The organism is Alteromonas sp. McT4-15, from assembly GCF_020515205.1.
Taxonomy (GTDB): domain Bacteria; phylum Pseudomonadota; class Gammaproteobacteria; order Enterobacterales; family Alteromonadaceae; genus Alteromonas.
The window spans coordinates 35,876-59,945 of record NZ_JAJALG010000016.1 but is presented as its reverse complement, the minus strand read 5'-3'; the positions used below and the strand labels follow the sequence as shown (position 1 = coordinate 59,945).

Annotated in this window: 21 protein-coding genes; 17 read left to right on the top strand and 4 right to left on the bottom strand. The window is 43.6% G+C overall.

Annotated elements, in window-relative coordinates; all coding sequences use genetic code 11:
• Nucleotides 1-399: 399 nt before the first annotated feature.
• The 7 genes from merR to dapE all read left to right on the top strand — a co-directional run bounded on the left by merR (nucleotide 400) and on the right by dapE (nucleotide 8,224).
• Nucleotides 400-798, top strand: coding sequence for an Hg(II)-responsive transcriptional regulator (gene merR, locus LHL20_RS12600; protein ID WP_061095336.1), 399 nt, complete (start codon nucleotides 400-402; stop codon nucleotides 796-798).
• A 74-nt stretch (nucleotides 799-872) separates the two neighbouring features.
• Nucleotides 873-1,217: a mercuric transporter MerT family protein gene (locus tag LHL20_RS12595; RefSeq protein ID WP_020743019.1), complete on the top strand. Its 345-nt coding sequence runs from the start codon at nucleotides 873-875 to the stop codon at nucleotides 1,215-1,217.
• 35 nt (nucleotides 1,218-1,252) lie between these two features.
• Complete coding sequence (gene merP, locus LHL20_RS12590; protein WP_020743018.1) at nucleotides 1,253-1,528, top strand: mercury resistance system periplasmic binding protein MerP; 276 nt, start codon at nucleotides 1,253-1,255, stop codon at nucleotides 1,526-1,528.
• A gap of 4 nt (nucleotides 1,529-1,532) precedes the next feature.
• Nucleotides 1,533-1,979, top strand: coding sequence for an organomercurial transporter MerC (gene merC, locus LHL20_RS12585; protein WP_020743017.1), 447 nt, complete (start codon nucleotides 1,533-1,535; stop codon nucleotides 1,977-1,979).
• A complete protein-coding gene (gene merA / locus LHL20_RS12580; protein WP_226433551.1) occupies nucleotides 1,976-3,616 on the top strand; it encodes a mercury(II) reductase in 1,641 nt (546 codons plus the stop codon). The genes merC and merA overlap by 4 nt, the downstream gene beginning before the upstream one ends.
• 1,007 nt (nucleotides 3,617-4,623) lie before the next feature.
• The gene (locus LHL20_RS12575) at nucleotides 4,624-6,516 is read left to right on the top strand and encodes a SurA N-terminal domain-containing protein (protein ID WP_226433550.1); all 1,893 of its coding nucleotides are present in this window, start codon (nucleotides 4,624-4,626) and stop codon (nucleotides 6,514-6,516) included.
• A gap of 532 nt (nucleotides 6,517-7,048) precedes the next feature.
• The gene (dapE, locus tag LHL20_RS12570; protein WP_226433549.1) at nucleotides 7,049-8,224 is read left to right on the top strand and encodes a succinyl-diaminopimelate desuccinylase; all 1,176 of its coding nucleotides are present in this window, start codon (nucleotides 7,049-7,051) and stop codon (nucleotides 8,222-8,224) included.
• A 53-nt stretch (nucleotides 8,225-8,277) separates the two neighbouring features.
• Here dapE and LHL20_RS12565 read toward each other — a convergent pair whose 3' ends face one another.
• From LHL20_RS12565 to LHL20_RS12555, 3 genes are all read right to left on the bottom strand, one after another.
• On the bottom strand, nucleotides 8,278-9,996 hold the full coding sequence (locus tag LHL20_RS12565; RefSeq protein WP_226433548.1) for a GNAT family N-acyltransferase: 1,719 nt from the start codon (nucleotides 9,994-9,996) through the stop codon (nucleotides 8,278-8,280).
• Nucleotides 9,997-10,153: 157 nt separating this feature from the next.
• Entirely contained in the window at nucleotides 10,154-10,951 is a 798-nt protein-coding gene (locus LHL20_RS12560) for a UDP-2,3-diacylglucosamine diphosphatase (RefSeq protein WP_226433547.1), read from the bottom strand.
• Nucleotides 10,952-11,055: 104 nt separating this feature from the next.
• On the bottom strand, nucleotides 11,056-11,967 hold the full coding sequence (locus tag LHL20_RS12555) for a LysR family transcriptional regulator (RefSeq protein WP_319003229.1): 912 nt from the start codon (nucleotides 11,965-11,967) through the stop codon (nucleotides 11,056-11,058).
• A gap of 101 nt (nucleotides 11,968-12,068) precedes the next feature.
• On the opposite strand from LHL20_RS12555, the gene LHL20_RS12550 reads away from it, so the two are divergent.
• Genes LHL20_RS12550 through LHL20_RS12535 form a run of 4 tightly spaced genes read left to right on the top strand, consistent with a single transcriptional unit; the run spans nucleotide 12,069 to nucleotide 15,709 of the window.
• Nucleotides 12,069-12,962, top strand: coding sequence for a bile acid:sodium symporter family protein (locus tag LHL20_RS12550; protein ID WP_226433546.1), 894 nt, complete (start codon nucleotides 12,069-12,071; stop codon nucleotides 12,960-12,962).
• A 52-nt stretch (nucleotides 12,963-13,014) separates the two neighbouring features.
• The gene (locus LHL20_RS12545; RefSeq protein ID WP_226433545.1) at nucleotides 13,015-13,830 is read left to right on the top strand and encodes an SDR family oxidoreductase; all 816 of its coding nucleotides are present in this window, start codon (nucleotides 13,015-13,017) and stop codon (nucleotides 13,828-13,830) included.
• A gap of 20 nt (nucleotides 13,831-13,850) precedes the next feature.
• Nucleotides 13,851-14,957 (top strand): phosphotransferase family protein, encoded by a 1,107-nt coding sequence (locus LHL20_RS12540; RefSeq protein ID WP_226433544.1) that lies wholly within the window; start codon nucleotides 13,851-13,853, stop codon nucleotides 14,955-14,957.
• The gene (locus LHL20_RS12535; protein ID WP_226433543.1) at nucleotides 14,957-15,709 is read left to right on the top strand and encodes an SDR family oxidoreductase; all 753 of its coding nucleotides are present in this window, start codon (nucleotides 14,957-14,959) and stop codon (nucleotides 15,707-15,709) included. The genes LHL20_RS12540 and LHL20_RS12535 overlap by 1 nt, the downstream gene beginning before the upstream one ends.
• A 77-nt stretch (nucleotides 15,710-15,786) precedes the next feature.
• Here LHL20_RS12535 and rpsT read toward each other — a convergent pair whose 3' ends face one another.
• A complete protein-coding gene (rpsT, locus tag LHL20_RS12530) occupies nucleotides 15,787-16,050 on the bottom strand; it encodes a 30S ribosomal protein S20 (protein WP_202262006.1) in 264 nt (87 codons plus the stop codon).
• A 376-nt stretch (nucleotides 16,051-16,426) separates the two neighbouring features.
• Between rpsT and murJ the strand changes: the two genes are divergently transcribed.
• From murJ to ispH, 6 genes are all read left to right on the top strand, one after another.
• On the top strand, nucleotides 16,427-17,986 hold the full coding sequence (gene murJ / locus LHL20_RS12525) for a murein biosynthesis integral membrane protein MurJ (protein ID WP_226433542.1): 1,560 nt from the start codon (nucleotides 16,427-16,429) through the stop codon (nucleotides 17,984-17,986).
• Nucleotides 17,987-18,080: 94 nt separating this feature from the next.
• On the top strand, nucleotides 18,081-19,001 hold the full coding sequence (ribF, locus tag LHL20_RS12520; protein ID WP_226433541.1) for a bifunctional riboflavin kinase/FAD synthetase: 921 nt from the start codon (nucleotides 18,081-18,083) through the stop codon (nucleotides 18,999-19,001).
• Between the two features lie 173 nt (nucleotides 19,002-19,174).
• On the top strand, nucleotides 19,175-21,994 hold the full coding sequence (ileS, locus tag LHL20_RS12515) for an isoleucine--tRNA ligase (RefSeq protein WP_226433540.1): 2,820 nt from the start codon (nucleotides 19,175-19,177) through the stop codon (nucleotides 21,992-21,994).
• Entirely contained in the window at nucleotides 21,987-22,517 is a 531-nt protein-coding gene (gene lspA, locus LHL20_RS12510; protein ID WP_226433539.1) for a signal peptidase II, read from the top strand. The genes ileS and lspA overlap by 8 nt, the downstream gene beginning before the upstream one ends.
• Before the next feature lie 14 nt (nucleotides 22,518-22,531).
• The gene (fkpB, locus tag LHL20_RS12505; RefSeq protein WP_159627000.1) at nucleotides 22,532-22,999 is read left to right on the top strand and encodes an FKBP-type peptidyl-prolyl cis-trans isomerase; all 468 of its coding nucleotides are present in this window, start codon (nucleotides 22,532-22,534) and stop codon (nucleotides 22,997-22,999) included.
• A gap of 2 nt (nucleotides 23,000-23,001) precedes the next feature.
• Complete coding sequence (gene ispH / locus LHL20_RS12500; protein WP_226433538.1) at nucleotides 23,002-23,946, top strand: 4-hydroxy-3-methylbut-2-enyl diphosphate reductase; 945 nt, start codon at nucleotides 23,002-23,004, stop codon at nucleotides 23,944-23,946.
• Nucleotides 23,947-24,070: the final 124 nt, after the last annotated feature.

The following is a 24,070-nucleotide window of genomic DNA, read 5'->3' as shown; positions in this document are numbered from 1 at the left end:
TTGGACTTCCGGTTTAAGCAATATTGCTTTCATCCCCACCTACAAGAATGCATCTCTGGAGTGTGCCGGATAGTGTCTGTTAGCGCGTTTCACTCTAATTGAACCTTTGGTTTGTGTGATTTGCTAATTGTCTTGGTTATGTACAGGAGAAAACTTTACAGACATACGCTGTGCACCGCAGCCATTAGAGCTAAAAAGCAAGCGATATTCGTCGGTTGTCGATGTACATTTTATTCTGCTTTACAAAAGTATAAAGCTTTAAATCGGCGAACCCTTCTCCACAACCATTTTGAATGAATAGTAGATAATCGATAGGGTTACTGTTACTAATTTTACCGTGTCGATATAAGCAGCATATATGTAAAATGAAATGAGAATTTATCAAAAGTAGGCCACATTATGCCAAACAGAACTATTAGCAAACTGGCAAAAGAAGTTGGGGTGAATGTCGAAACTATCCGCTTTTACGAGCGCAAAAGTTTAATTGAACAGCCCACAAAGCCAGAAACAGGCTACCGACACTACTCTGATGAAATAGTTAACAGAGTCAGATTTATCAAAAGAACCCAAGAACTAGGTTTTTCTCTAAAGGAGATCGAGAATCTACTCAAATTAAACGACTCCCCGTGTAGCCAAGTTCAAGATTTGGCTGAAGCCAAGCTAGAATCTGTAGCCGATAAGATCAGTGATTTAAAAAAATTACAAAAGGCGTTAACCGAGTTGGTTGGTTTATGTCATTCTAATGCCGATAAAAACACCTGCCCAGTCATTGACTCACTTCAACCGAATTCAAAATAACAAAAAACGCTTGACTCCGTACCTAGATACGGCATTCATACTCTAGTTAAGTTCATAAACTGGAGTATGAAAAATTGAACCAAGATTCAAACTTACCTTTGATTAGTGGGGTAATTGCAGCCATTGGTGCAGGATTATGCTGTGCTGGACCGTTGGTTTTGCTTTTACTCGGCATTAGCGGTTCTTGGATAAGTAACCTAACGCTATTAGAGCCATACAGACCAATCTTTATAGTTTTGGTTATTGCTGCATTTGGGTTCGCAGGCTGGAAAGTTCATCGACCTATCGAAAAATGTGAGCAAGGCACTGCATGTGCAATTCCAAAAACAAGAAAACGCAGACAAGTCACTTTTTGGGTATCAGCACTAGTCGCACTTGTCCTTGTGACGAGTAATTACTGGATCATTTGGTTTGCGTAAGTTTTCGAAAAATCTTTAAAACGGAGAATATCATTATGAAAAAATTAATAACTTGTTTATTACTTAGCGTGTCGGCGGCGTCTGTTGTGGCAAAAGAACAAACGGTTACGCTGGAAGTTCCTACCATGAACTGTGTGACCTGTCCGATTACCGTTAAAAAAGCCTTAGAAAACGTTGATGGTGTGAAACTCGCCAAAGTATCGTATGACACTAAATTAGCGTTGGTAACATTTGATGACGAAAAGGCCACCATCAAAGCACTCACTGATGCCACAACGAATGCGGGCTACCCATCCAAGAAAGTTAAGTAGTCTTATGAAGAAACTACTGAATATAACCACACGTTTTGGAGAAAAAGCAGGTGCTATTGGAGCGCTCGTTTCCGCGATGGGGTGTGCGATGTGTTTCCCTGCAATTGCCAGCTTAGGCGCTGCAATTGGAATGGGATTCCTGAGTCAGTGGGAAGGACTGTTTATCAATACCTTATTGCCCTTTTTTGCTTGGGTTGTACTCGTACTAAATGGTTTAGGGTGGCTGAGTCATAAACAATGGCGACGAAGCGCCATCGGTATGATAGCTCCCGTCCTTTTACTATTGTCTTTGTACCCTTGGTTTAAATATGGGTGGAGTACATACGTAACCTATTCAGCACTAGGGTTAATGGTCTTGGTATCGCTATGGGATATATTTTCACCTGCTTACCATCGCTATGATGGCACATGTGACACAACTGACAATATTGGCGCTAAGGAGTTAAAATGATTAAGTTAAGTATTCAAGGCATGACATGCCCCAGTTGTGCACCTAAGGTTCACAATAAAATAATCAAACTAGAAGGCGTACTTGACGTTTCAGTCTCTTATGAAGAGAGTTTAGTCTCAATCACTCCGTCAGAAGATTTCAACGTCCAGAGTGCAATTGACGCCTTAGAGTCAGAGGGCTACCAATCTCATGCGCAGGAGGATTCTTGTTGTGCATCTGATCAGTGTGTATCAAATAAAAAACATCTGCATGTTGCCATTATTGGCAGTGGATCTGGCGCATTCGCTTGTGCAACCAAGGCTGCTGAAGGTGGCGCAAAAGTTACCATCATTGAGGGAGCAGACGTTATAGGTGGCTGCTGCGTAAATGTAGGCTGTGTGCCATCAAAAATATTGATCAGAGCCGCACAACTCGCGGAGCAACAACGTAACAATCCATTTGCAGGTCTTGAAAATCACCAGCCGCAATTAAATCGAGCATTATTGTCGCAGCAACAATCGGCACGTGTTGAGGAGTTGAGACATGCTAAATATCAGAACATCTTAGATACAAACCCTTCTTTGAGTCTTATCAAAGGTTATGCACGCTTTAAAAACGCCAACACTCTGATTATTGATAAACCAGACGGTGATCAACAAGAAATCAGTGCGGATAAAATTTTAATTGCTACGGGATCTACTCCCACCATTCCAGCAATCAATGGGTTGAGCGGTACGCCTTATTGGACTTCAACAGAAGCACTATTTGCAACTGATTTACCAGAGCATTTGGTTGTTATAGGCTCATCAGTAGTGGCACTGGAAATCGCTCAAGCGTATCGTCGGTTGGGTTCTGAAGTGACGGTGCTTGCAAGGCATACCTTACTATATCGTGAAGATCCATTATTAGGTGAAGAACTGGAGAAATGTTTCAAAAAAGAAGGCATCAATGTTCTTACTTATACGAGTGCCAAAAACATTGCCCACGATGGTAAACAATTTATTATCGACTCAAACAACGGTCAAATCACCTCTGACAGACTACTTGTATCAACGGGACGTCATGCCAATACAGAAAAACTCAACTTAAAAGCGGTGGGTGTACAAGTTACCGAGCGAGGCGAAGTAATGGTCGATGAAAAGATGCAAACAAATGTCGAAGGTATATATGCAGCAGGTGACTGCTCGAACATGCCACAATTTGTTTACGTAGCGGCAGCCGCAGGCAGCCGAGCAGGAACGAATATGACTGGTGGTGATGTGAATTTAGATCTAACGACTATGCCTGCCGTTATTTTTACCGATCCCCAAGTAGCTACGGTAGGATTAACTGAAACTCAAGCGAACCAGCAAGGCATTAGTACGATAAGTCGGGTGTTACCAATGGAAAATGTGCCTAGAGCATTAGCTAATTTTGAAACTGACGGGTTTATTAAATTAGTTGCAGAGGAATCCACAGGTAAGCTGATAGGCGCACAAATATTGGCTCATGAAGGTGGTGAGCTTGTTCAAAGCGTAGCAATTGCCATTATCAACAATATGACAGTTGAAGAATTAGCAGGACAACTATTTCCTTACCTGACAATGGTAGAGGGGTTAAAACTATGCGCTCAAACCTTCAATAAAGACGTATCTGAATTATCCTGTTGCGCAGCTTAATCGAACCTAATATGTTAGAGCTAGCGCTTATGCTAGCTCCACCTTTACAAAACAATTGATGTTTTTTTGAACGCTCATATACATGAAAAATATGTAAAGGCCAACTTCCGCTTTACGTACATTTGAGCCGTTCAGTATGAAACTTTTTTGTACCGTAATTCGCGCCTAGTCATAAGAATTGCAATAAAAGTATGAAATTGATTTATTCACCATCGGATTAGTCTAATACCTGAAAACAAAGGATTAGCGCTTGCAAAAGTATGATAGTTTTTTGTGAATCAACAGCCGCATGGATGCGGCGACTACTCGACACTTACCGCAAACAACTATCCCCGTCCTGCTAAACCAATGACATAAACACCGAACTCTCCCGACTTGTTGGAACAAGTCGCACTCAAAAGGTACAATTTAACACTAAACAAAAATTCATGGATGAATGGTTACCGCCGATGGACTCGGCGAACATTGTTTCATTTAATTTGCATTTCACGACATAACTTACAACTGTTGTTGTAAATTAAATTTGTTTCAGATATAGTCTTTTCTGTGCCTTAAAGAGTGCTTTTAGGAATAATTTGAAATGTATTTATAATCTTTAACGGATTATAAAGCATTCAAAGCCATATATATTAAGGATTTCATTCACTCACTCATTGATTGAAACGAAATTTTATATATATACTAGACGACGCTTGTAACTAAGCAAAGAAATTATAGAAAAAGGCGATGGCTAGTCCATCGCCTTTTTTATTTGTAAACAGTAGATAGCAATAACGCGACACAAGCTGAAATGTGCCTATCTACTGACGTTGAAGCACCTCGTCATTGAACATTACATCTAATTCTCTTGTTTGTTGTAGAAATCCCACAATAACGAATACAAATAGTGAGTTTAGGTCGTTTATATTCACTGGCATTGAGTTATAATCACCGCTTATTTTGTCTGTCGTACACGAAAATAATCTGCGAGAGATAACTGTAGTAAGCAACGGAGTTGAAGAACAATCATGCTAGAAAGAATCAGAGAAGGTTCTCAAGGCCCATGGGCGATGGCCATTATTGCGCTTATCGTTTTGAGTTTCGTATTCGCTGGTGTAGGTAGCTACCTTACCTCGTCTGGTACCACTGCAGTGGCAACTGTGAATGGCGAAGAAATCTCGGCACAAGAACTAGAGCGTGCGTATCAAAATCAGCGCGCGCAAATGGAGTCTCAATTTGGTGAAAGCATTGCTCAGCTTTTCTCTAGCGAGCAGTACCTAGCAGACTTTCGTAGAAACGTCTTAGATCGCCTAATCGCAGAAAAACTTATTCAGCAACAGGCTCAGGATATGGGGCTGCGAGTAAGTGATGAGCAAATTCGTGAAACCATTGTCCAAATGCCAGAATTCCAGTTTGGTGGGCAATTTGACAACGAGCGTTTTCAAGCAATTTTGCGTCAAAATGGTTTCCAAGTAGCTGACTTCCGCAACTATTTGCGCACTCAGATGACACAAAATCAGCTAACAGCCGCGCTTACTAACTCAGCATTTTCATTGGATGGCGAAGTAGAGCTGGCAAATGCGCTTCAACGCCAAACACGTGACGCTAAGTACGCTGTTGTAAGCTCATCAGCGTTTGCTGACAGTGTTGAAGTAACTGATGCTGATGTTGAAGCGTTTTACAATAACAACATTGCGTCATTTGATACTGAAGAACAGGTTAAATTGGCGTATGTGAAGCTTAGTGTTGATGATCTAAAAGACCGCGTGTCTGTCGATGAACAAGCTGTTCGCACATATTACGACAACAACATCAATAGTTATGGCAAAGAAGAAGAGCGCCGTGTGTCACATATCTTAATTGATGCTGGTGATGATGCCGGTGCAGCTCGCGAGAAAGCACAGGCACTAAAAGCTGAACTCGACAACGGTGCGGACTTCGCCGCGTTGGCTGAGGCAAACTCAGATGATACTTTCTCTGCAGAAAACGGCGGTGACCTTGATTTCATAACACCTGAAATGATGGATCCTGCGTTTGATGAAGCTGCATTTGGACTTGAAAACGTGGGTGATGTTTCTGACGTTGTTGAAACAGAGTTTGGTTTTCACATCATTAAGTTAACCGAGCTAAGAGAAGCGCAAATCAAGTCATTTGACGAAGTGGCGGACGAAATTCGTGATACGTTACTTTATGACGCGGCGATGGAGAAGTACTTCGAACTTCAAAATACCATGGCAGAAATTGCGTTTGAGGTTCCAGATACGTTAGAAGACGTGGCTAATGCTGTTGACTTGCCAGTCCAAGAGTCTGTGTTATTTAGTCGTAATACCGCACCGGTAGAACTAAGTTCTCCTGCAGTATTAGACGTTGCCTTCTCTTCACAGCTAGTTGATGAAGGACTTAACAGCGACATTATCGAACTGGATGACGAAAATATTGTGGTTGTGCGCGTGACAGAGCACCTTCCTCAGCGTACGCAGTCTTTAGACGAAGTTCGCGAGGGTATTGAAGCATCTGTTAAAGCGGACAAAGCGAAAGAAGCTGCTGAAGCATGGGCGTTTGACATTGCGCAACAAGTACGTGCGGGCGAAAGTGTTGATGATGCACTGGCGGCTAAATCTGTTACTTGGGAAACTGCGCAGGCAGTGCCAAGAGCCGGTGGAACGTTAGCTCGTGCAATTGTTGATACGTTATTCTCACTTGCCCTAGAAGGAGAGAAGAAGGTAGACGTAGCGACTACGGTAAACGGCGATGTTGCAGTTGTGGAGCTTGAAGCTGTAAATGCCGCACCAGTGCTTGATGCAGAGTTGGGTGAAAGCTTGAAGCAACGTCTGGCTCAAATGCAAGGTCAGCGTGTGTACCAACAGTATATTGAAGCATTGCGTGCTAAAGCGGATGTAACAGTGTCGGCGGCACTATAGTAAACATCACACTCATACGCTAACTAAAAAGCCCCTTTCATTCATGAAAGGGGCTTTTTTGTGTCTCACTCATACCGAACGCATTCTTGTAAAGCGGTCAGCGTGTTTTAATTACACTTAGTAAGTTCAATGGGTAACAAATAGCATAAATGTATAAAAAGCAGCAATAACACCGGATAACACAATGATGTAAACAAAGCCCTGCTTTCCTTGTTCCAGCGTGTACTTATTTAGTTGTAAGTAACCAAACCATAATAGGGAAAGGATGAGCGGAATTAGAACAATAATTTTTATCACATCAGTACCTTAAAACGTTATACCTAAAGCGTGCCAATCGTCAGAGTCCAGTGTGCACCGCAAAAATTAGGACATCCTATTTATAACAAGCAGGCTGTTGAAATGCCACATCATTATTAATATCAAACTCGTTTCCAATACGCTTACTGTCATTGCTTTGTAGTAAAAGTGTTATTGCATTGTCACCTTATACTTATCTAATAGCCTAAAGCGTATAACAGGCAAGTTAAGTGTTATGTCCATTCAGTCTTTACCCCAAATTCCACTAACACGTAGTATCCATTTCGCTGAAGTATTAATGGCGCGAGAATCGATTACGCCTATTGATGCAGGCTGTCAGAGCTATTTAATGCACAGACTGGAAAAACTTTGTTTTATCTGTGAAAAACACAACGTAAAAGGCGTCAAAAATCTTATTGCCCGTTGGGGCAATGGTCCTTGTCATTTTGCGTTCTCGGGACATACCGACGTAGTACCACCTGGACCTCTTGAGAAATGGAAATCCCACCCCTTTAGCCCTGTTATCAGTCAGAACAAACTCTATGGTAGAGGGGCTGCTGATATGAAAACAGGCATAGCCGCTATGCTTGCAGCAACTGAGCGCGCTATTGGTGATATGGATCCAACTAAAGTGACCTACTGGTGGTTGATTACCAGTGACGAAGAAGGTGAAGCGCTATGGGGTTCCAAATGGATAAAAGAAGCACTTGATTCGCAAAATGTAGCACTGGATATGTGCTTGATTGGCGAGCCTACGGCAACATCGAACACAGGCGATACCATAAAAATAGGGCGAAGAGGTTCGCTGTCAGCCACGGTTACCGTAGCCGGAAAGCAAGGCCACGTCGCTTATCCAAAGACGGCAATCAATGCCATCCACAAGGCAAGTGACATAGTACAAGCATTGAAAAATTACACATTCGATGAGGGGACTGATGATTTTCCTGGTACTACACTTCAAATTACGCACATGGATACGGGAATTTTCACCGACAACATTGTCCCAAGTAGCGTTCGAATTGAATTCAACGTTCGGTATTCTTGGCAGTTTGATGAAGAAAATCTTAGTACCCTTTTAATACGCTTAATCCACAGTGCTGATGCAACAGCGATAATCAACTTTTCTCGTCCGTGTGAGTCGTATTTAAGTAAACCTACTGATAAAGGCAACTGTTTAATCTCATGTGTAGAGAAGGCGATAAAAAGCGCGACAGGTAAATACCCTGTCGTTAGTACATCCGGGGGGACGTCAGACGGACGGTTCTTTGCGGGCGATAATACGCAAGTCGTTGAAGTGGGTGTGCCGAATACCACAATCCACCAAATCAACGAGCACATTCATTTGTCAGATTTAGTCACACTTGAAGATATCTATACTGATATTTTGCTACAGGTTGGGAAAAGTGAGTAATCTACAAAGACTAATGGCGAGTGCGTCAATCGCGACTCGCCGTACTCTTAATATTACGCCGATGCCTTAAATTCACACTGTTGTAGATAGCGCTTACGTTTTTTATCTGTAAGTGCGAGCATATCGACAACTACTAAGCCATCGATACAGTCATTGAAATCTGGGTCAACATTAAAGCCTAAAAAGGCGACGCCACCGTCTTTGGCAACTTCAGAGTATTGCTTGTACAGAGTGGGTACATTAACGCCCATATTGGCAAGCAAATGCTTAAGCTGGGTGAATTCCGCTTTGTAATCGGTACCAGAGAATGAATGCAGTGCATCTTGGGTTATTTGGTACGGGCGCTTACATGTGGCTTCTCCAAACTTTGAGGGAAAGTATGTTGAATAAAACTGTACGATGAGATCCTTTGCAGGCTGAGGATAGGCATTGCTAAGGGATACCGCACCGAATAAATAACGGTATTTAGGATAGCGGCTTAAGAATGCACCAATGCCAAACCATAGGTAGTCTAAGCTGCGCTTACCCCAATAGCGTGGTTGCACAAAGCTTCTGCCTAGTTCCAAGCCTTCTGCGAATAAGGTTTTATTGTTATCACTGTAATCAAATAACGTGGCTGAATATAACCCAGTAGGGTGCTCAGGCTGAGTCAAAAGTTCTGCATCACCAAATCGGTAAGCGCCCACAATTTCAAGGTCTGAGTCGTCCCACAAGACAAGGTGGTAGTAATGCGAGTCGTACTGGTCAATATCGCGACGTTTGTTCGTACCTTCACCTACGGCTCTAAAGGCAATCTCTCTTAGGCGGCCAATTTCGCGCATAATAGGCGAGCAATTTTTATGTTGATAAAGGTAAATTGACTTACCATCGCCGGTTTGACCAAGGTGCTCGCACTGGCGTATTGCTCTTGCTAACTCTTTTCTATCTTCTGGCATTGCGATAGACGCTTGTGTATCGAACACACCTTTTTTATTGCTACCTATTCGGTAAAGGTGCCGCTTGAAAAGCTTGACTTGCTCCTTAAGCGGTATAGTTGTTTGGCTGTAAGACTCAAAGGGTATAAGTTCGCCAATGCGGATGGGGAGGTGTTTGCGACGCTGTTTAAACATTTCCTTAACGAGTAGGGCAGTGGCCAATGGTTTATACACCATCGACACACCATAAAACAGCGGGCTATTCTTTGCATCAATATAAACTGGTAAGATAGGTGACTTTGCTTGGCGTGCAATACGCAAAAAGCCCGTATGCCAGCGAGTGTCTCTTACACCTTGTGGACGTAAACGAGAGACCTCGCCAGCAGGGAATATTAATATTGCACCCTCATCATTTAAGTGTGATTGAATCGCCGATAAATGTTGTTTAGGCGTGCCACCTTGCATGTTGTTCACGGGGAGCAGCATATCGTGCAAGGGTTCGATCGCCATTAACATTTGATTGGCGACTACTTTTAAGTCATGTCTCACTTCACTGACGAGTTTGATTAGCGCTAGTGCATCTAAAGACCCAATGGGGTGGTTGGCAATAATTACAACACGTCCTTCACTGGGGATCCGCTCTTTTTCTACATCACGTGTCGAATAACTAATGTTGAAATACTCGAGAACTTGCTCGACAAAATCAATATCTTCGTAGTGAGGGTATGTTTCGCCAAACTCGGTAATTTCTTGTTCGTGCAACAGATGACGTAGTACAAATGACAGCGACTTGAATAAAATCGGGTTATTTGCGACTTGAGGGTAATGTTTGTTCAGTACATCGTTTACAGTAAACATAGTGCCTGTGTATCTCTTTAGATTTTGCCGAACAATAGCAGGCCAATATGACGCTTTTCACACAGTTTGATGTCAGTTATTTGACAATGTTAATGAAATGTAATTGTGGCTAAGCTGCATGATAAGCGTCAGATTTTTTAATAACTGTGTACAGTAACTACGCTGCCTTTGAACGAGTGGGCTTTACATTCAGCGTGGCCACGTTAGTGTTTTCAATGCAGTCTAAGTAGTGAATGAGTGTGAGGTTGCCTTGTGCGTCTTCACCCAATGCACTGCAGTTCTCAATCCAGTCTCCGTCGTTAATATAATGGATCCCTTGTTCCATACTGCTTTCTGGGTGATGTATATGACCGCATACAACGCCATCAAGGCCCATTTCTCTGGCTCTGTTGCAGCAGGCTTCACGGTAACGCGCGATGGCGTCGTTTGCCCCTTTAATATGCTTTTTGATATACCCTGCTAGCGACCAATACTGTCGCTTTCGCCATGCTCTTAAGCGGTTATATTCACGATTAAGAAATAGCAAAAGGTCGTACCCTTTATCGCCAATCCATGCGTGAAACCTACCCATAGTGACATCGCCATCAAATTGATCGCCATGTAGTACTAGATAGCGTTTACCTTGCGCTGTGGTATGAACAAGTTCGCGTTCAATTTCTATATCACCAAAAGCCATGCCTGAATAAGATTGAATGGGTTCGTCATGGTTGCCAGGTAAATAAACAACCCGTGTACCTTCTTGGCTCATTTGCATGAACTTGTGCATGACTTGATTGTGGGCTTTTGGCCAGCGAAATTGCTTGGTCATTTGCCACATGTCAACAATATCGCCAACTAAGTAAAGTGTGTCGACGGTAATACTGTCTAAGAAAGAAAGTAAGTATTCGGCTTTGCAGTCTCGATTGCCCAAATGGATATCGGAAAGCCAAAGTGTGCGGTAGTGAATCTTTTTCATAGCGAAGTCCCAAAGCGATGCCTTGGAACGCCACTATAGAAGTTGTAATTGACAGTTAAGTGACGCTCGCTTGACCATTGTGTGACACACAGAAACGTGCTTTTTTATTTCAAACCCAATAATTCGGTGACTTCTACTAATTTACTGCGCATCCATTTGTTGACTAAATCATCTGCATACTTTTTGTGCCAATACATGTAAACCGGTAGCAGTGGGACCTCAAACGGAAGCGGAGAAACTATAATGTCGAACTTTTCACTAAGCTGATAGGCATAGCGCTCTGGCATTGTCAGAAGAAGTGAGCATTGACTGGCGACGTGCACAGCTGCAAAGTAATGTTCACATTGAAGTGCAATGTTACGATGCATGTTATGTTGGGCAAGTGCGAGCTCCACGCTATCTAGCTTAGAGTCTTTGAGCGTTACCAAGATATGTTGCGCAGCAGCGTAGCCCTTTATTGTTGGATTTTTCAGGTAAGGATTGTTTGGTGCACTCACCACGACAAAGCGCTCGTTGCAGACAAACTGTGACTGAATGTCTTCACTTGTTGGAACCAGAACGTCAATCACAAGATCCAGCTCTTTTTTCGTTAACAACGGCTCTATCTCAGGCCATGTGACTTGTCTGCTACATACTGCAATATTGGGAGTATGGGTAATAAGGTCAGGCATAAGTGTGGGAAGAAACGTCGACTCTAATATATCCCTCAGACCCAGCTTTAGCTGCCTTGCCGAAGCAGTAATATCAAAGGTCACATCACCTTGTACGGTTTGTTCTAATGCATCAACGGCCTGACTGACTGGAGTAATGATTTTCTGGCATAAAGGTGTTGGTACCATTTGTCGGCCATGGCGGACGAACAGTTCATCTTTGAAGTTGACTCGCAATCTGCCTAATGCATGGCTAACGGCTGGCTGGGTTAAATGAAGGTGCCTTGCTGCTTTAGTTATACTACCTTGTTCATAAACTGCTCTTAACACGATAAAGAGGTTAAGATCGATCTTACCATGCATCATATTTATGGCTTTCCATAATAACACATCATTTTTGTTTATTTTAAAACAGCGTACACTGCTTCAATTGTTAATAAAAGGTTTCTTTTGTAAGGGGCGTGTTTATGCAGGCATCAGTACTTACTGAGGTATTGTTACCTCTGGCATTGGCGTTCATCATGTTTGGTATGGGGTTAACGCTAACCCTTCAAGACTTTTCGCGTTTACTTAAAGCACCAAAGGCTGTGCTATCAGGGTTTGTAGGGCAAATTGTACTGTTACCCATCTTGGCATTTTTGTTGTGTCTTGTTTTTTCACTGCCTGAGTATATTGCTGTAGGAGTGATGGTACTGGCGGCTTGCCCTGGGGGGACAACGAGTAATTTAATCAGCCATATTGCCAAGGCTAACCTTGCCCTGTCAGTGAGTCTTACTGCAATTTCAACGATTGCCTGCGTCTTTACGACGCCTTTTATCATTCAATTTGCCATTAACTATTTTGTGCAAGACAGTGCACCATCGTTTTCAATGATGCAAACCGTGGTAGGGCTTGTCAGTGTTTCAATTGTGCCAGTAATCGTCGGCATGGCCATACGCGTGGCTAGCACTGAGTTTGCTATACGAACTGAAGGGTTCTTTCGGCAGTTCTCAATGTATTTTATGCTGTTAATGATTGCAGGAGTGCTGATTTCTGAGAAAGATAGCTTGGCCACATCGTTAGAAGATGCTTTTTTTGTATGTGTAACCTTAAATGTTTCGTCCGTAGGGCTAGGTCTTTTACTATCGAGATTCGCCGGTCTAAGCGTAAAAGATGGGCTCACGCTAGCGATAGAAATTGGTGTACAGAATGCTGCGCTAGCAATGTTAATTTGTATAAGTTTTATAAAGTCGCCTGACTATGCTATCGCCCCAGGCGTTTATGGCATAGCCATGTATATTGGGCCGGCATTGCTTGCGCTTTGGGCTAAGAGAAAGGCGCGAAAACACCTGCACAGTGAAAAAACACATCAGGCGCTATAAGTTACCCATAACTACAACATTATTAATGAACGCAAAAAGAGAGAATAAAAGTATGCGCATAGTCATTACAGGAGGCGCGACGGGGTTAGGGCAGGCGCTCGCAATAAAATGGGCCGAGAAGCACTCGGGAATAGAAGTGTGTATTGCTGATGTAAACACTGCTAGGGCAAATGAAACCCTAGAGCTGTTAAAAGGGCTTGACGCAAAAGCTTTTTATGTGCATTGCGACATTACTTCAGACGACGATGTTCGTGAACTTGTTCAAAGAATAGAAGCGCGTTGGCAGGGGATAGATTACGTATTTAATAATGCGGGCGTAGCTACTGGCGGAAGCTTACTTGATGAAACTTTGGAACAATGGCAGTGGGTTTTTGATATCAATATGCTTGGTATGGTAAGAGTCAGTCGTGCACTCGTACCACTTATGCGACAACAAGGGCACGGATATTTTGTCAACATCGCATCCCAAGCTGGATTGACACCCATACCTTATATGGGAAGCTACAATGCCGTAAAAGCGGCCGTTGTGGCTTTTTCTGAAACAATGAAATTAGAACTGGCTCCCGACAATATTAATGTCAGTGTCGTATGTCCCAGTTTTTTCAAAACGAACTTAGATGAGTCAATGAGAAGTAGTAACCCCGCTGCGCATAAAATGATAAATCGCTTCTTTAGCAAAGCCGACATTACAAAAGAAGATGTCGCAGAGTCTATTTACCAACAGGTTCAACAGAAACGCTTTTTGATACTTACCCATAAGTTAGGCAAACGCGCTTATTGGCTGAAGAAATTTCTTCCTAACCAGCGTTACATTAACAGTATGCTTGGTCAGACAAAATCGATGAAACGAGCAATGGAAAAACGCTAAATTCTTTAAGTGGAAATAATATGTCACATAATGTAGTAGATAGAGCGGACAGTGTTCGAATTGGAGAAGAACTTAACACTGAGGCCGTCGATGACTGGCTAAAGTCGTCGTTGTCACAGCAGGCGTCAACAGCCCCTAGCACTAAGCTAATGTTAGAAGGTAAGCCTAAAGTAACCCAATATGCGGGTGGTGCGTCTAACTGGACTTACTGTCTTGACTATGAAAATACGTCTCTTATATTGCGCAGAGCCCCTGCAGGCACCAAAGCAAAAGGTGCACACGATATGGGGCGAGAATATCGCCTGCAAAAAGCGCTTAAACCTGTATATCGCTATGTACCTGAAATGTTGGGGTTTTGTGATGATGAAAGCATCATTGGAACCGACTTTTATGTTATGGAGAAGCTCACAGGTATTATTCCCCGAAAAAATCTGCCTAAGGGGCTAGAAACCACCGAGTCGCAAACTAAACTGCTGTGTACCAATGTTCTCGATAGCCTGATTGAATTACACAAAGTGGACTTTAAGAGCACAGGGTTGTCGCACTTGGGCAAAGGGCAAGGGTACATAGAAAGGCAAATAAGCGGGTGGAGCGAGCGTTACAGTAAAGCAAAAACCTGGAACGTGCCATCGGGTAAAAAGGTTATGCGTTGGCTTGAAAAGCATATGCCCATTAACGAGCGCATATGTATCACGCACAATGATTTTCGCTTTGATAACGTGGTGCTTAACCCAAATAGCTATACCGAAATTATAGGTGTGTTGGACTGGGAGCTGGCCACACTAGGCGATCCATTGATGGACTTAGGCAATACATTGGCTTACTGGGTACAAGCAGATGATGACTTTTTAGCACAGTCAACCCGAAGACAACCGACACACCTGCCGGGCATGTTGACGCGAAAACAGGTAGTGGCGTACTACTGTAAAGAAATGGAAGTTGATGTAGAAGATTTTACGTTTTACGAGGTGTATGGTCTGTTTAGACTAGCGGGTATTGCTCAGCAAATTTATTATCGCTATCACCACGGACAAACAAACAACCCAGCATTTAAAAACTTTTGGATTTTTATACATTATTTAATGTGGCGATGTAATAAAGCCATAAAAGCATCAGGAAAACGATAATGACAACAAGACAAAATATTCTGATCACAGGTGCAAGTTCGGGACTTGGCAAGGGAATGGCCATTGAGTTTGCAAAACAAGGTTGTAATTTGGCGCTGTGCGCAAGACGTGTAGATAACCTCGAAAAGGTTAAGCAAGAACTATTAGATGTAAACCCTAATATCAATGTGTTTATTCGCGCATTAGATGTCAACGACCACGATGCGGTCTTTGAAGTATTTGATGCTTTCAAAGCCGATATGGGACAGCTAGACCGCGTTATTGTAAATGCTGGAATGGGTAAGGGGGCTTCAATAGGTACAGGCTTCTTTCATGCCAACAAACAAACGGCCGTTACTAATTTTGTGTCAGCATTGGCGCAGTGCGAAGCGGCAATGGCTATCTTCAGAGCCCAAAATAGTGGTCACCTTGTCACTATTTCATCGATCAGCGCAGTGCGTGGTTTCAGACGTGCTATGACGGTTTATGCTGCAACAAAAGCAGGGTTAACCTCTATGACTGAAGGGATTAGAATGGATGTGATGAATACACCCATTAAGGTGACTTGTATCCACCCGGGTTTTATTCGCAGTGAGATAAATGAAAAAGTCGAAAAAGTCCCTTTTATCGTTGATACCGATGTTGGTTGTCGAGCAATGGTGAAGGCGATAAATAAAGAAAAAGCAAATGCATATGTACCAAGCTGGCCATGGGCGTTACTGCATTGGGTGATGCGAATTGCGCCTGCAAGTAGCATGCGAAAGATGAGTTAATATACAAAAGCACAATTATAGTTGAACAGATACAAAAAAAGCGCCGTAAGGCGCTTTTTTACTACTAATCTTAAAGATTAACCTAGTGCTTTGATTTGTGCAGCTAGACGGCTCTTATGACGAGCAGCTTTGTTCTTGTGAATCAAGCCTTTAGTAGCCATTCTGTCAAGAATCGGAGTAGCAGCAGTAAGTGCAGCTTGTGCAGCTTCTTTATCGCCACTAGCGATAGCAGCAACTACTTTTTTGATGCTTGTACGAGTCATTGAACGGCGGCTAGCGTTATGCTGGCGACGCTTTTCGGCTTGGATTGCACGCTTCTTAGCAGACTTAATGTTAGCCAAGGTGTAACTCCCAAAATAAATTCATGTCAAAAACGAGGGTGCGGATTGTGCCTAGCAAACGCCTAAATGTCAAACGATTTAAAACTTAAATCGTACCGCGTTAAACGCGCAAGCTATTGAACACAAAGTATGCTCAACACGTTGCACATTCTTTGCGACATTTTTAGCGGACATTAAGAGAGCGCAACGCTCAACCATGGCATCCCATATCGGGCGCGGATTATAGCAAGAAACTTACTAAAGGTGCACAACTATTTTGAATAAATCGTTTCACCCTTACACACCTTTAGTTATCATGATTTAATCGTTCTTTATTATCACAGTGCGGCGCACCTCATCTTCTGCGTTTCGGCACTTTAAAACTTGGAAGTATTACGTGTCGCGCAAGTTAATTAAATCGGGAATAATCGTCAGTGTTATGACACTGGTCTCACGCGTGCTAGGACTTGTTCGCGATGTGGTGGTGGCACGTCTTATGGGCGACGGTGCGGCAGCGGATGTATTTTTCTTCGCAAACAAAATCCCTAATTTTTTACGGCGTTTATTTGCTGAAGGCGCTTTTGCTCAAGCGTTTATTCCGGTGCTGACGGAAGTACACGAAAATGATGATAAGCGGCAGTTGCGAGAGTTTGTAGCGAAAGTTAGCGGCACACTCGGGGCTATTGTTTTCGTCGTCTCTATTATTGGGGTGATTGCATCTCCTGTTTTGGCTGCGCTTTTTGGTACGGGCTGGTTTATGGCATGGCTTGAAGGCGACGAAACAGGGGATAAGTTTGTGCTTGCCTCTACTATGCTAAAGATCACATTCCCTTATCTGGCGTTTATCTCATTAACGGGGCTAGCAGGCGCCATTCTCAACACGTTAAATAAATTTGCCGTGGCGGCATTTACGCCCGTATTACTGAATGTTTGTATAATAACGTGTGCTATTTTTCTTGCGCCTACCTTTGAACAGCCCGCCTATGCGCTTGCTTGGGGTGTATTTATTGGTGGTATTGTCCAGTTTTTATTTCAACTTCCCTTTTTGTTTAAGGCTGGCTTATTGGTAAAACCTAAATGGGGTTGGCACGACGAGAATGTCGTTAAAGTGCGCACGCTCATGATACCGGCACTGTTCGGTGTATCGGTAGGTCAAATTAACTTGTTGTTTGATACGTTTATTGCCAGTTTTCTTGTTACTGGGTCAATCAGCTGGCTGTATTACTCTGACCGGTTGCTGGAATTTCCCCTAGGGCTATTTGGTATTGCCATTGCTACTGTAATATTGCCTACGCTGTCGCGAAACCATGTCAGCAACAACCCCAAGGCGTTTTCAGCTAATATCGATTGGGCATTTAGAATGGTATGTCTGTTAGGTATTCCAGCGGCCGTGGGACTTGGTGTTATGGCGCGTCCTATCCTTACTGTGATATTCCAACGCGGTGCGTTTACCGCAGAAACGGCCATCATGGCGTCCTATTCCCTTACCGCGTATTCATTCGGCTTACTCAGTTTTATGTTGGTAAAAATATTGGCACCGGGGTTTTATTCTAGGCAAGACACTAAGACCCCTGTTAAATTCGGTATTTGGTGTATGGTTGCCAATATGGTGTTCAATTTAGTGTTGGCGGTTCCTTTTGGCTACGTTGGACTAGCAATCGCTACCAGCATGTCTGCAACATTAAATGCGGCGCTGTTATACATAACGCTTCATCAGCAGGGGGTTTTTGTACTCAGTCGTACCTCTGTATTATTTATTTTGCGTGTGGTAATAGCGAGCGCGGCGATGGGGGGGCTTATCTACTACCGCGATAAAGGCCTCGCATTTTTTGAATTGTCGTTGTCTACTCAAATGCTTGAGGTAGGAATGACAATCTCTATGTCTGTTGTGCTTTTCCTTAGCACAATGTTGATATTGGGAATGCGACCTCGGCATTTTAGAAGCGGCGGCGACTAACGTTTTGGTGGCTGGCTTACGCTTGGTATTGTGCTCGTGGTCGGCTATAATCGCGAGCTTTGATTTTCTAGCAGTTATAAGGTAGTGGCTAAAAGTGGAATTTATCCGCGGGCTAAACAATGTAAAACCGCACCATAAAGGGTGTGTGCTCACTATTGGCAAGTTCGACGGTGTGCACCGTGGCCATCAGGCTGTGTTAGCTAATGTGCTTGAAAAAGCAAAGTCTCTTTCATTGCCTGCAACTGTCATGGTGTTTGAGCCTCAACCTGAAGAAGTCTTTATGCCTGAAAGGGCGCCTGCGCGAATCAGTCCACTTCGTGAAAAATACGAGTTGCTCAAACAGCAAGGCGTGGATAGATTGCTAGCGGTACGCTTCAACGCTGAGTTTGCCAAACAAAGTGCGGACACTTTTGTTCACGATCTCCTTGTCGACAAATTAGGCGTTAAATTTCTTGTTGTCGGTGATGATTTTCGTTTTGGCAATGGGCGCAAAGGCGATTTTGAAATGCTCAAAGCTGCTGGCCGCCTATATGGTTTTGAAGTGGTAAGTACGCAAAGCTTTACTATGCATGCGCATCGCATTAGCTCAACCGCTGTAAGAGATGTATTAGCTGATAGCGAGTTCGGGCTGGCTACTGAAATGCTAGGCCGACCATTTGCCATTCATGGCCGCGTGGTGCATGGCGAAAAGAAAGGGAGAACCATCGGGTTTCCTACCGCTAATGTGATGCTTAAACGACAAAAAACACCTATACACGGCGTTTTTGCAGTTCGCGTTGACATAGAGGGCAAGCACTACAATGGTGTGGCAAACATAGGTCGCAGACCAACCCTTAATGGCGAGCGAAATCAATTAGAAGTGCATATTTTTGACCTATCAAGTGATTTGTATGGAAAGCCAATAACTGTTTTTCCTATGGTCAAAATAAGAGACGAAATTAAATTTGCTTCGTTTGAAGCATTAAAAGACCAAATTCAAGCAGATGCTGTACAAGCGCGTCTGTTATTAGCGTAGTTGTTCGTGATAAAGTCACGCAAAATATACGCATAAATTTACTTGCTGCACCGTTTGGCGTTTGTAAAAAATGGCGCGGATAAAATAAGCAGTGCGGCAAAACAAAATTGAACGCCTTCACAATGCCTACTCGGCAATAGGTGAAACCCAAGGTAACCGGATAATACAATTTTATGAGTGATTACAAAGCCACATTAAACCTTCCAGAAACTGCGTTTCCAATGCGCGGTAATCTTGCTCAGCGCGAGCCAAAAATGCTTAAAGACTGGCAGGAAAAAGGGGTATACAGCAAAATTCGTGAAGCAAAAAAGGGTAAAAAGCCTTTTATTCTTCACGATGGCCCTCCTTATGCAAACGGCGACATTCATATTGGTCACGCAGTAAACAAAATACTGAAAGATATCATTGTAAAGTCTAAGAATTTATCCGATTTTGATTCTCCCTATGTACCAGGGTGGGATTGTCACGGTCTGCCAATTGAGTTGATGGTAGAAAAGAAAGTCGGTAAGCCGGGTAAAAAAGTAACGGCTGCAGAGTTTCGCCAAAAATGCCGAGAATATGCGCAGAAGCAAATTGATGGGCAAATGGCTGACTTCAAGCGTTTGGGCGTTTTCGGTGAGTGGGACAATCCATATAAAACCATGGATTTTAAGTCTGAAGCAGACATCATACGCGCGCTCGGAAAAATTGTAGATTCTGGTCACCTTGAAAAGGGCTTCAAACCTGTTCATTGGTGTACTGACTGTGGTTCAGCGTTAGCTGAAGCGGAAGTTGAATACAAAGATAAAGTATCACCTGCTATCGATGTAAAGTTCCCTGTTGCTGATAGTGGCGCAATAGCTGAGGCGTTCGGCGTTACAGAAAGCGATCTGCACGCGCACAAAGCTGGCGTAGTAATTTGGACAACGACGCCTTGGACACTGCCTGCAAACCGCGCTATCAGTCTGCATCCTGAACTGACGTATGCAATTGTTGAAATTCAACCATCGAAAGAGTGGTTGGTTGTAGCGCAAGACCTACTAGAAAGTTGTATGAATCGCTATGGGGTTGAAGACTTCCGCGAAGTAGCAACGTGTACAGGTGCTGCGCTTGATAAGCTTAAGGTTAACCATCCGTTCCTAGATCTAGAAGTGCCGCTTATTCTTGGCGAACACGTAACCACTGAATCTGGTACTGGTTGTGTTCATACGGCCCCAGCACATGGTGTAGACGACTTTAACGTAGGTAAGCAATACGACATTGAAGTGTATAACCCTGTTGGTAATAACGGTGTTTATCTTGAAAACACGCCGTTGTTTGCCGGACAATTTGTATTTAAAGCCAACGATGAAATCATCGAAACTGTGAAAGAAAAGGGTAACCTTGTTCTTAACGTTAAATACGAGCACAGCTATCCACACTGCTGGCGTCATAAAACACCTATCATTTTCCGTGCAACACCACAGTGGTTTGTCAGCATGGACAAAAAAGGGTTACGCGCAGAGTCACTTGAACAAATCAAACAGACTAAGTGGATCCCTGATTGGGGCCAAAATCGCATTGAAAAAATGGTAGAAGGCCGTCCAGATTGGTGTATTTCTCGTCAACGTACTTGGGGTGTGCCAATTCCTCTATACGTACACAAGTTGTCTGGTGAAATTCACCCTGAATCAGCTGCGCTTATGGAAAAAGTGGCGTTAGAAGTTGAAGCTAAAGGTATTCAAGCGTGGTGGGACATTGACGATGCGGCCCTTCTTGGCGGCGAGTTAGAGCACTACGAGAAAGTAACGGATACTCTTGATGTATGGTTTGACTCGGGTGTGACACATTATTTTGTTGTTGATCAGCGCGATGACATTCCAGCATCAGCAGATCTTTATCTTGAAGGTTCTGACCAGCATCGTGGTTGGTTTATGTCGTCACTGATGTCATCGACTGCGATGCATGGACATGCGCCTTATAAAGAAGTACTAACCCACGGCTTTACCGTTGATGCTCACGGTAGAAAAATGTCTAAATCGGTGGGTAACGTAGTTGCTCCACAAGAAGTTACCAACAAGTTAGGTGCGGATATTCTTCGTCTTTGGGTTGCATCAACTGACTATCGTGGAGAAATTGCGGTATCAGATGAAATCCTAAAACGCGCCGCCGATTCGTATCGTCGTGTACGCAACACGGCACGATTCCTACTGGCAAACCTCAATGGGTTCAAAGTAGAAGACGCAGTTGCTGAAGATGACATGGTAGCGTTAGACCGCTGGATTGTAGCTCGCGCCAAGGCGCTTCAAAGTGAGCTAATCGACGCGTATAACAATTACGACTTACTCGTTGTGTCACAGAAGCTTATGCACTTCTGCTCTATCGAGCTAGGTTCGTTCTACTTGGACGTGATAAAGGATCGCCAATACACTGCAAAAGCGGATGGTGTAGCACGTCGTTCTTGTCAAACTGCGATGTACCACATTATTGAAGCGTTAGTGCGCTGGATGGCACCGATTACTAGCTTTACAGCACAAGAAATCTGGGAAACGTTACCAGGTGAGCGCAGTGAGTTTGTTTTCACTGAGACCTGGTATGAAGGCTTCAGTGATTTTACACAAAGCGACACGTTCAACGATGAACTTTGGCACCAAGTACTAAGTGTGAAAGACGCTGCTAACCAAGCGATGGAGCAAGCGCGTAAAGATGGCGAGCTAGGTGGTTCATTAGAGGCAAGCATTTCACTTTATGCGTCTGAGTCACTTTACGATGTATTAGCAAAACTGGAAGACGAACTTCGGTTTGTGCTTATCACTTCTGGTGTGAGCTTGACCAAGGTTGAAAGTGCGCCAGAAGGTGCGACAAAAACCGATGTGGACGGTTTGTGGCTAAGCGTTGATAAAGCAAGCGGAGATAAGTGTGTTCGTTGCTGGCATCATCGTGACGATGTAGGTACACATGAAGGCCATGAAGAACTATGTGGTCGCTGCGTTACCAATATCGATGGCGATGGAGAAGAGCGTCATTATGCTTAACCTTTTTCGCGATACCGGTCTTCGATTTTTATGGATAAGCGCAGTTGCGTTTATCCTTGATCAATGGAGCAAGTATGCGGTGATTGACAGTATGTCGTTGTATCAATCGATACAAATATTGCCGTTCTTTAACCTGACCTATGTGCACAACTACGGTGCTGCTTTTAGCTTCTTAGATAGTGCAGGTGGTTGGCAGCGCTGGTTTTTCACTGCTATAGCAGTTGTTGTTAGTGTCGTTATATTGTGGTGGTTAAAGCAGTCTCCTCGGTCGCAAAAAATGTTGCCGGTGGCGTTTGCGTTCATCCTTGGTGGTGCCCTAGGTAATGTGTATGACCGTCTTGTTCACGGCTATGTTATCGATTTCCTCGATTTTTACGTAAACAACTATCACTGGCCAGCCTTTAATATTGCTGACAGCGCCATCTTTATTGGTGCGGCGCTATTGATTATCGACATGGTCAAAAATGGTGATAAAAGCAATAACGCCAGCAAAAGCGTACAAAATAGTGAAACCTTAAAGTAAGTTTCGGAAAAGTCATGACAGATTCTTTAGTAATTAGTGCTGACAGCGAAGTGATTCTTCATTTTGACTTAAAGTTAGAAGATGGCTCTGCGGCAGACAGTACGCGAGTTAACAACAAACCCGCTAAAATGGTAATGGGTGATGGTAGCCTTACTCCTAACTTTGAGGCGTGTTTGTTAGGCCTTAAGAAAGGTGACAAAAAGGCGTTTACCTTAGCGGCAAACGACGCGTTTGGTGAGCCAAACCCAAACAATATTCATTATATGGATAGAAGTCGCTTCAGTGCCGATTTGAGTATCGAAGAGGGGATGATCTTGGCTTTTTCTCAGCCTGATGGCTCTGAAATACCGGGTATTATTCGAAGTGTGGCAGGCGACTCTGTGACAGTAGACTTCAATCACCCTCTTGCGGGGCAAACTGTCATCTTTGATGTGGAAATTGTCGATGTTAAGCCAGGTGCTTCGGCACAAGAGGTAAATTAATCATGCAGATTCATTTGGCAAATCCCCGTGGTTTTTGCGCAGGCGTAGACAGAGCGATCACCATCGTAGAGCGCGCTTTAGAAATGTTTGAACCGCCTATTTACGTTCGACACGAAGTTGTTCATAACAAGTTTGTGGTTGACGGTTTGCGCGAGCGCGGTGCCTTGTTTGTAGATGAGTTACATGAAGTACCTGATGATAGCATTGTCATCTTTTCTGCTCATGGTGTATCACAAGCGGTGCGAAAAGAAGCTGATGAGCGTGGACTTAAAGTTTTCGATGCGACCTGTCCATTGGTGACTAAGGTGCATATGGAAGTAACAAGGGCGAGCAAAACAGGCACGGAGTGTATCCTTATAGGCCATGCTGGGCATCCCGAAGTAGAAGGTACGATGGGGCAATACAGCAATGATGAAGGCGGGATTTATCTTGTGGAATCCGAAGCTGACGTTGCAACATTAGAAGTTAAAGACCCGACTAATTTATACTATTGCAGTCAAACTACTCTGTCGGTAGATGACACCGCGGATGTGATTGACGCCTTACGTGCCAAGTTTCCTCAAATTAATGGCCCACGCAAAGACGATATTTGCTATGCAACGCAAAATCGCCAAGATGCGGTACGCGACCTTGCCCAAGACTGCCAAGTCTTGTTGGTTGTAGGGGCACAAAACAGTTCTAACTCTAATCGCCTAAGAGAACTTGCTGAAAAAATTGGCGCAAAAGCGTATCTTATCGCCGATGCAAACTGTATCCAAAAAGCGTGGCTAGACGGTGTCGAGCACATCGGAGTTACTGCTGGCGCGTCGGCTCCCGAAGTATTAGTTCAAGGCGTAGTAAACCGATTAAAAGAGTGGGGCGCTGTGTCTGCATCTGAACGCGCTGGTCGTGAGGAAAATGTCGAGTTTGCGGTTCCTAAGGAACTGAGAGTTAAACAAGTCATTTAACCTACATTCCTTAAAACGTACTTTTTAAAACACCGCGCATCGTCGCGGTGTTTTTGTTTCCACTTTAAGACAAAAATGTAATTGGGTATTAGGAATAATTGCCGATACCTATATGCACAGCCAC